The sequence below is a fragment of the Burkholderia sp. Ac-20345 genome, from assembly GCF_017104825.1.
GTDB lineage: Bacteria > Pseudomonadota > Gammaproteobacteria > Burkholderiales > Burkholderiaceae > Burkholderia > Burkholderia lata_B.
In genome coordinates this window covers 1-7,406 of record NZ_JAAGPO010000315.1, presented here as the reverse complement: position 1 = coordinate 7,406, position 7,406 = coordinate 1, and the positions used below count along the sequence as shown (strand labels likewise).

General features: G+C 68.1%; 8 protein-coding genes and 1 pseudogene. 5 read left to right on the top strand and 4 right to left on the bottom strand.

Features of this window, described 5'->3' with window-relative positions; translation table 11 throughout:
- Together G3O06_RS45400 and ltaE are read left to right on the top strand one after the other, a co-directional pair.
- Positions 1-213, top strand: a pseudogene (locus G3O06_RS45400) (hypothetical protein); the annotation flags it as partial.
- Positions 214-371: 158 nt separating this feature from the next.
- Entirely contained in the window at positions 372-1,385 is a 1,014-nt protein-coding gene (gene ltaE, locus G3O06_RS45395) for a low-specificity L-threonine aldolase (RefSeq protein WP_174984458.1), read from the top strand.
- Between the two features lie 114 nt (positions 1,386-1,499).
- On the opposite strand, the gene G3O06_RS45390 is transcribed toward ltaE, so the two are convergent.
- Positions 1,500-1,712, bottom strand: a complete 213-nt coding sequence (locus tag G3O06_RS45390; RefSeq protein WP_122948195.1) for a DUF1059 domain-containing protein — start codon at positions 1,710-1,712, stop codon at positions 1,500-1,502.
- A 211-nt stretch (positions 1,713-1,923) separates the two neighbouring features.
- Positions 1,924-2,829, bottom strand: coding sequence for an HTH-type transcriptional regulator ArgP (locus G3O06_RS45385; RefSeq protein WP_046548680.1), 906 nt, complete (start codon positions 2,827-2,829; stop codon positions 1,924-1,926).
- Between the two features lie 294 nt (positions 2,830-3,123).
- On the opposite strand from G3O06_RS45385, the gene G3O06_RS45380 reads away from it, so the two are divergent.
- The 3 genes from G3O06_RS45380 to G3O06_RS45370 all read left to right on the top strand — a co-directional run bounded on the left by G3O06_RS45380 (position 3,124) and on the right by G3O06_RS45370 (position 5,772).
- Positions 3,124-3,777 carry a peroxiredoxin gene (locus G3O06_RS45380; protein WP_085038041.1) on the top strand — a complete coding sequence of 218 codons (654 nt, stop codon included), beginning with the start codon at positions 3,124-3,126 and terminating at the stop codon, positions 3,775-3,777.
- Between the two features lie 140 nt (positions 3,778-3,917).
- On the top strand, positions 3,918-4,988 hold the full coding sequence (locus tag G3O06_RS45375) for an MBL fold metallo-hydrolase (protein WP_205819978.1): 1,071 nt from the start codon (positions 3,918-3,920) through the stop codon (positions 4,986-4,988).
- Positions 4,989-5,112: 124 nt separating this feature from the next.
- Positions 5,113-5,772: a glutathione S-transferase family protein gene (locus G3O06_RS45370; protein ID WP_205819977.1), complete on the top strand. Its 660-nt coding sequence runs from the start codon at positions 5,113-5,115 to the stop codon at positions 5,770-5,772.
- Between the two features lie 103 nt (positions 5,773-5,875).
- On the opposite strand, the gene G3O06_RS45365 is transcribed toward G3O06_RS45370, so the two are convergent.
- Positions 5,876-6,568, bottom strand: coding sequence for a phosphatase PAP2 family protein (locus tag G3O06_RS45365; protein WP_174984470.1), 693 nt, complete (start codon positions 6,566-6,568; stop codon positions 5,876-5,878).
- Positions 6,569-6,994: 426 nt separating this feature from the next.
- Positions 6,995-7,406, bottom strand: a 412-nt coding sequence (locus tag G3O06_RS45360) for an MFS transporter (protein WP_205819976.1), incomplete at its 5' end; no start/stop codon positions are given.

The following is a 7,406-nucleotide window of genomic DNA, read 5'->3' as shown; positions in this document are numbered from 1 at the left end:
GCGGCGCAAGGCTCGGCCTACGACATCCAGCGCCGCTACGACTACGGCTACCTGCAATGCATGTACGCGACCGGCAACCGCGTGCCGGTGCCGGGCGGGATGAGCGGCGGCGGTGGTGGTGGGTATGGCGGTGGTGGCGGATATGGCGGCGCACCGCGCGCGGCACCACCGATGCCGCCGGCGGGCGTTCAACCGCCGCCGCCGCGCTACTGACGGCAGGACGGTCGTTGCCGTGCAGCATGGCGCGCCAGTGCATCGTGCGCGCATCGACCGTCGGTTCACACGCGCTGCGTGAATTGCGTACACTCTGAGTCTCGTTTCGGCAGGGCCGGGCGCATCGGTTCCGGTCCGTGTTTACCCAGGACTCAGTGATGATCGATTTACGCAGCGATACCGTGACACGTCCGAGCCAGGCAATGCTGGCCGCGATGACTGCCGCCGAAACCGGCGACGACGTATGGGGTGACGACCCGACCGTGCTGCGCCTGCAGGCGGTGATGGCCGAGCGGGCCGGCAAGGAAGCCGGCCTGTTTTTCCCGAGCGGCACGCAGAGCAACCTGGCCGCGCTGATGGCCCATTGCGAACGCGGCGACGAGTACATCGTCGGCCAGCTCGCGCACACCTACAAGTACGAAGGCGGCGGTGCGGCCGTGCTGGGCAGCATCCAGCCGCAGCCGATCGAGAACGCGCCGGACGGCACGCTGCCGCTCGCGAAGATCGCCGCGGCGATCAAGCCGATCGACAATCACTTCGCCCGCACGCGTCTGCTCGCACTCGAAAACACGATCGGCGGCCAGGTCTTGCCGGAAGGCTACGTGCAGGAAGCCACCGCGTTCGCGCGCAGCCGCGGGTTGTCCCTGCACCTCGACGGCGCGCGCGTGTGCAACGCGGCCGTCGCGTCGGGCCGGTCGATCGCCGAGCTGTCCGCGCCGTTCGACACCGTGTCGATCTGCTTCTCGAAAGGGCTCGGCGCACCGGTCGGCTCGGTGCTGGTCGGCAACCGTGCGCTGATCGAGCGCGCGCAGCGCTGGCGCAAGGTGCTCGGCGGCGCGATGCGGCAGTCGGGCATTCTCGCGGCGGCCTGCCTGTACGCGCTCGACCACAACGTCGAGCGGCTCGCGGACGATCACGCGAATGCCGCGCATCTCGCAGAAGGCCTCGCACGCATCGATGCCGTGAAGGTGCTGTCGCACGCGACGAACATGGTGTTCGCGCAATTCCCCGAAGCCGATTGCGCGCCGCTCGAGGCGTGGCTCAAGGAGCGCGGGATCCTCACGCAGATGCTGTACGCGTCGCGCTTCGTCACGCACTGCGACGTGTCGCGCGCGGACATCGATACGTTTATCGACGCGGTCGGTGCGTATTTCGCGCAGCGTCGCGCGTAAGGTGGAATGCGCCGGCCGGCGGGAGCGCCGGCCCGATGGGGCGCGAAGCAGGAGGCGGAGAGGCGACGGGGGCGACGTGGCAACCCGTCTGTCGATATCGGGCGAGCCGGCGGATTACGCTTGCCGGGGTGCATCGGCGGGCGGTGTGCCGTCGCGGAACAGCGCTTTCAGTTGCGTGCGCAGTTCGGCGCTGTCGGTGTGCTGGTGCACCAGGACCGCATGTTGCACGGCGGCCTCCAGCAGTTCGTTGTCGGAGTCGGCAGAAATCGCGACCGAGCAATTCATCGCGCTGGGAAACTCGCGGCAATCGATGTAGCGGCGAGACATGATGTTCTCCTTGCGGGAAAGGGCGCGGCCGGATTTGCGTGATCGACCGCGCGGCGCGTTCGCGAGGCCGATGGAAAAAGTATAGGCGGCGCGGGGGGATTCTCGTCGCTAGGTGTACTGCGCCGCCCACCGCCCACCGCCCACCGCCCACCGCCCACCGCCCACCGCCCACCGCCCACCGCCCACTGCGGCCGCGTCGCTCACGCGCCCGTCACGGCAGCGGCGCGAGCAGCCGGCGCGCGGCTTCGACCACGCGCTCGGACAACGACGCCATCGTCGGCGACTGCACGGTCCACGCGTGCCAGTACAGCGTGACGTCGGTCGGATGTGCGGGCGCGAGATCGACGAGCCCCTGCGTATCGAGCGGCGCACTGCCGATCAGCGGCTCCGGCACCATCGCATAACCGAGCCCGTGTCGCACCGCCGCGAAATGCGAATGGGTACCCGGCACGTAGTGGCACGGATAGGCCCCCTCGGGCAACCCGAACTTTTCCTTCAGGAACGACGACTGCAGCGTATCGCGCCGCGAATACGCAACGACGGGCGCCTTGCGCGCGCTCGTACGGTTCAGCCCGCGCGGAAACCAGCGCACCGCGAACGCGGCGGCCGCGAGCAGCCGGTAGCGCATCGTGCCGAGCGGCGTCGCGAGGCAGCCGCGCATCGGCTTCGGCTCGGTCGTCACGCAGCCGACCGCCATCCCGCTTTCGAGCAGCGCGAACGTATGGTCCTGATCCTCGACGATCAGCTCGAACAGGATGCGCTCGCCCGCGAGCACGGACGTCAGCGCCGGCAGAAACCACGTGCCGAGACTGTCGGAATTGAGCGCGATCGTGACCGAGATCGGCGATTCGCGCTCGGTCGCGAGCGTGCTTTGCAGGTCGGCCTGCAGCAGCGCGACGCGGCGCAGGTGCTGCAGCACGCGCTGCCCGGCCACCGTCGGGCGGCACGGCCGCGTGCGCAGCACGAGCGGCGTGCCGAGGCTCGCCTCCAGCGCGCGGACCCGCTGCGTGACGGCGGAAGCGGTCACGTGCAGCCGCACGGCCGCCTGCTCGAAGCTGCCCGTGTCGGCGACGGCCAGCAGCGCGGCGGCCTGCTTCGGATCGATCGTCATCGACATGTCGGTGGATTTCCTGTGAACGTAAGACGAGAACAGCCGGTAGTGTAAGTCAGTGCGCACTAGCGGCCGGGCGCGGCGCAACGTTCTGCTGCACTGCATTCGTCGTTGGAATCGGCCGCGGCACGACGGTATGCCGCACGCCGGCATGCCGGTGGCGCGCGCATTTTGAACTACGCTATATGAACGCGCGGAACCCGGCATGTGCCATGCCGGCACTTCGCGCGCGGACGATCGCGCGTCGCGCGCAAGCCGCGGCGCGGGCGTCGTGACGATTCCCATTTGACGGAGACGAACATGTCGATTCGACTAGGCGAGGACGCGCCCGATTTCACCGCGGAGACCACCGAGGGAACGATCCGGTTTCATGAATGGATCGGCGACCACTGGGCGATCCTGTTTTCCCATCCGAAGGATTTCACGCCGGTATGCACGACCGAACTCGGCTACATGGCCGGGCTCAAGCCGGAATTCGACAAGCGCAACACGAAGATCATCGGGCTGTCGATCGATCCGGTCAGCGATCACCGGAAGTGGGTGGCGGATATCGCTGAAACGCAGGGTCATGCGGTCAACTATCCGCTGATCGGCGACGACGAGCTGAAGGTCGCGAAGCTGTACGACATGATTCATCCGAATGCGAGCGGCGGCCCGCGCACGGCGGTCGACAACGCGACCGTGCGCTCGGTGTTCGTCATCGGGCCGGACAAGAAGGTCAAGGCGATGCTCGTCTATCCGATGAGCGCCGGGCGCAATTTCGACGAGGTGCTGCGCCTGCTCGATGCGCTGCAGCTCAACGCGAAGCATACGGTGGCGACGCCGGTCAACTGGAAGCCGGGCGACGATGTCATCATTCCGACGTCGGTGTCGGACGATGCTGCGAAGCAGAAATATCCGGACGGCTTCCGGACGCTGAAGCCGTACCTGCGCTACGTGACGCAGCCACGCTGACACACCGTGCCGGCCGGATGCCGGCCAGGCGGGACCACGACGGGGCGGCCCGCGCGACAGCGACAATCGCGGCGCGGGCCGGACAACACGCATCAAGCACGCATCAAGCAAGCATCAACCAGCGACGGAGCGACTTCGCGATGATCTTCCGGCAACTCTTCGACCCGCAATCGTCGACGTACACGTACCTGCTTGCCGACAGCGCATCGCGCGAAGCGGTGCTGATCGATCCGGTGTTTGAACAGGTGCGCCGCGACGCGGCGCTGCTCGACGAGCTCGGGCTGCGGCTCGTCGCGACCGTCGACACGCACGTGCATGCCGATCACGTGACGGGCGCGTGGTTGCTGAAGCAGCGCACGGGCAGCACGATCGCGATCTCGGCCGCGAGCGGCGCGCAGGGCGCCGACCGCTACCTGAACGACGGCGACCGCTGCGCATTCGGCGCGCGCTACCTGACCGTGCGCGCGACGCCCGGCCATACGAGCGGCTGCATCAGCCTCGTGCTCGACGACGAATCGATGGCGTTCACCGGCGATTGCCTGCTGATCCGCGGCACGGGCCGCACCGACTTCCAGCAGGGCGACCCGCGCGCGCTGTATCGTGCGGTGCACGGCCGGCTCTTCACGCTGCCGGCCGCGTGCCTGCTGTATCCAGCGCACGACTATCGCGGGCTCACGGTGACGAGTGTCGGCGAGGAGCGGCGCTTCAATCCGCGCCTCGGCGGCGACCTGAGCGAAGACGATTTCGCGGGCTACATGCGCAACCTCGGGCTCGCGCATCCGCGCCAGATCGATGTCGCGGTGCCGGCGAACCTGCAGTGCGGCGTCGCCGCGAACGCGCCGGATGAGCAGGCGGCACCCGACTGGGCGCCGCTCGTCTATACGTTCGCCGGGTTCTGGGAAATCGATCCGCAATGGCTCGAGGATCATCTGCAGGGGGTGCAGGTCGTCGACGTGCGCGAGCCGGACGAATTCACCGGGCCGCTCGGCCACCTGCCCGGCGCGACGCCGATTCCGCTCGGCGAACTGGCCGCGCGTGCCGGCGAGATCGCACGCGACCGGCCGGTCGTGACCGTGTGCCGGGCCGGCGGGCGATCCGCGCAGGCGACCGTCATTCTGCTGAAGGCCGGCTTCGACACGGTGGCGAATCTCGGCGGCGGGATGCTGCGCTGGCGTGCCGAAGGGCGCGTCGTGATGGACGGCCGGTCGTAACGGCCCGAGTCGCACCCAAAAAATATACGGATCGCTGTCGAAACGGCCCGGTGCCGTTCGTCGTCAAGGTATCCGATCACGTGGCGCCGCACGACGCGGCGCCGAAACCCTGAGAGACCCCACGATGATGCCGACGCTTTACGCCCATCCCTTTTCGTCCTACTGCCAGAAGGTGCTGACCGCGCTGTACGAGAACGGCACGCCGTTCGAGTATCGCGTGCTCGCGCACGACGATCCGAAGCCGATGCAGGAGCTGACCGCGCTGTGGCCGCTGAAGCGCTTTCCGGTGCTCGTCGATGCCGGCCGCACGGTGGTCGAGGCGTCGATCATCATCGAGTATCTCGGCCTGAACCATCCGGGCCCCGTGCGGCTGCTGCCCGACGATCCGCACGCGGCGCTCGAGGTGCGGGCGATGGATCGTTTCTTCGACAACTACGTGTCGACGCCGCAGCAGAAGGTCGTGTACGACGCGTTGCGGCCGGAAGCCGAGCGCGACGCGCGCGGTGTCGCCGATGCGCGCGCGATGCTCGACACGTCGTATGCGTGGCTGGACAAGAAGATGGCCGATCGCGAATGGGCGGCCGGCGACCGCTTCAGCCTCGCCGACTGCGGCGCGGCGCCGTTCCTGTTCTATGCGGACTGGACGCACCGGATCGATCCGTCGTTCGCGAACGTGATGGCGTACCGCCAGCGTCTGCTGGTGCGGCCGTCGTTCGCGCGCGCGGTCGACGAGGCGCGGCCGTTTCGCTCGTTCTTTCCGCTGGGTGCGCCTGATCGCGACTGATCGGCGCGGCCGACGCGCGGCGAGCGGTTGCCGCGCATGGCCGGCAGCGCGTGCCGGGGCGACGGCGGAACGAAAGCAGCGGCAGCATCGTAGTGTCTCCCCGTCACATCGTGTGGGTGGCCGACTGCGCGAGCGTCAGCAACTCGTCGAACTGCGTGATCAGCTCGAAGCACAGCAGGAACGCGAGCGTATAGGCCGGCGCAGGAAAGCGCCGGATCATCGCCAGCACCTGCGGCGCGAAGCGCGAGCGGATCGTGTCGCGCGTCAGCAGCCACGCGAGCGCGATGCCGATCGCGGCGCCCGCGATCAGGTCGGTCGGGTAGTGAAAACCGAGATACGCGCGCGGCACGCAGATGAACACGACCGCATACAGCAGCGCGAACACGCCGACGCGGCGCGCGATGATGAAGATGCCGGTGGCGATCGCCATCCACAGCATCGCGTGATCGCTCGGAAACGAACTCCATGCCTGCAGCGTGGCCGCGCGCAGTCCGGCCGACGGGAAGTGCAGGTGCAGGTCGGGGTTGTAGATCGGCCGCACGCGGAACGGCAGCACCTGTGCGAGCAGCCGGCCGAACGCGAGTGCGATGAGCCCGCTCGCGATCGTCGCGACGACCAGCTCGCGCTGCCGCTCGCGGTTCGGGCCCGGCTGGAACCACAGCCAGCACAGCACGGGAATGAGCACGAAGCCCTTGAACGTGTACAGGCCCGCGATCACGCGGATCGCGTGATTCATCAGCGGACCGAACGTCATGTGGGTGAGGAAGATCTGGATCGTGGTGTCGAAATTGTTCATGTCGTGCGACCCCGGCGGACCGCATGCATGACGTGCGGCCGGCAGGATCTGGAAGCGCGCTCGCACCGGAGCGCAACGGGGGGCAAGTATGTCACCCGTTATTTCGAAGAAAATCCGAAAAAATACCGGGAATCCCCTGATAAATCGGGGCTGTGCGGTGGGGCCGGATGGGCGAGCGCCGCGTGGCGGGGTGCATCCGAATCGTCCGACGTTTGCGCATCGATGCGCGCGGCCGCCGGAAAAATAATTGGTTGAACTGGACAATCGCGCGGGCCGGTGCGGACCTTGCACCGGATGAGCGCTTGTCGCGTCAGGCCCGCGCGAATCTGCCAGGCCGCGCAGCATCATGCATGCGCCGATCGAAAATAAAAGAAAAGGCGGGCAAGCCCTGTGGGCCTGCCCGCCTTGTGTGTGCGCCGCGGAATTTCAGTGGCGCCAGATCCGCACGGCGAGCGCGGCCAGCGACGTCACGACGGCCAGTGCAGTCACCGCATTCCAGCCCAGTTGCGCGAGCAACAAACTGCCGATCGCGGCGCCGGCCGCCATCCCGATGAACATGCCGACGAACAGCACCGCGTTGAGGCGGCTGCGCGAAGCGGGGTCGATCCGGTAGACGATCGCCTGGTGCGCGATCAGCGTAGCCTGCACGCCGAGATCGAAACCGATCGTCGCGACCGCGAGCAGCACGAGTTGCGCATGCGGCGACATCAGCGGCGCGGCGGCCATCGACGCGAACGACACCGTCGCGATGCCGATGCCGATGCGCGTGACCCACTCGGGGCCGTGACGGTCGGCCAGGCGCCCGGCGATCGGCGCGGCCAGCGCGCCGGCGGCGCCA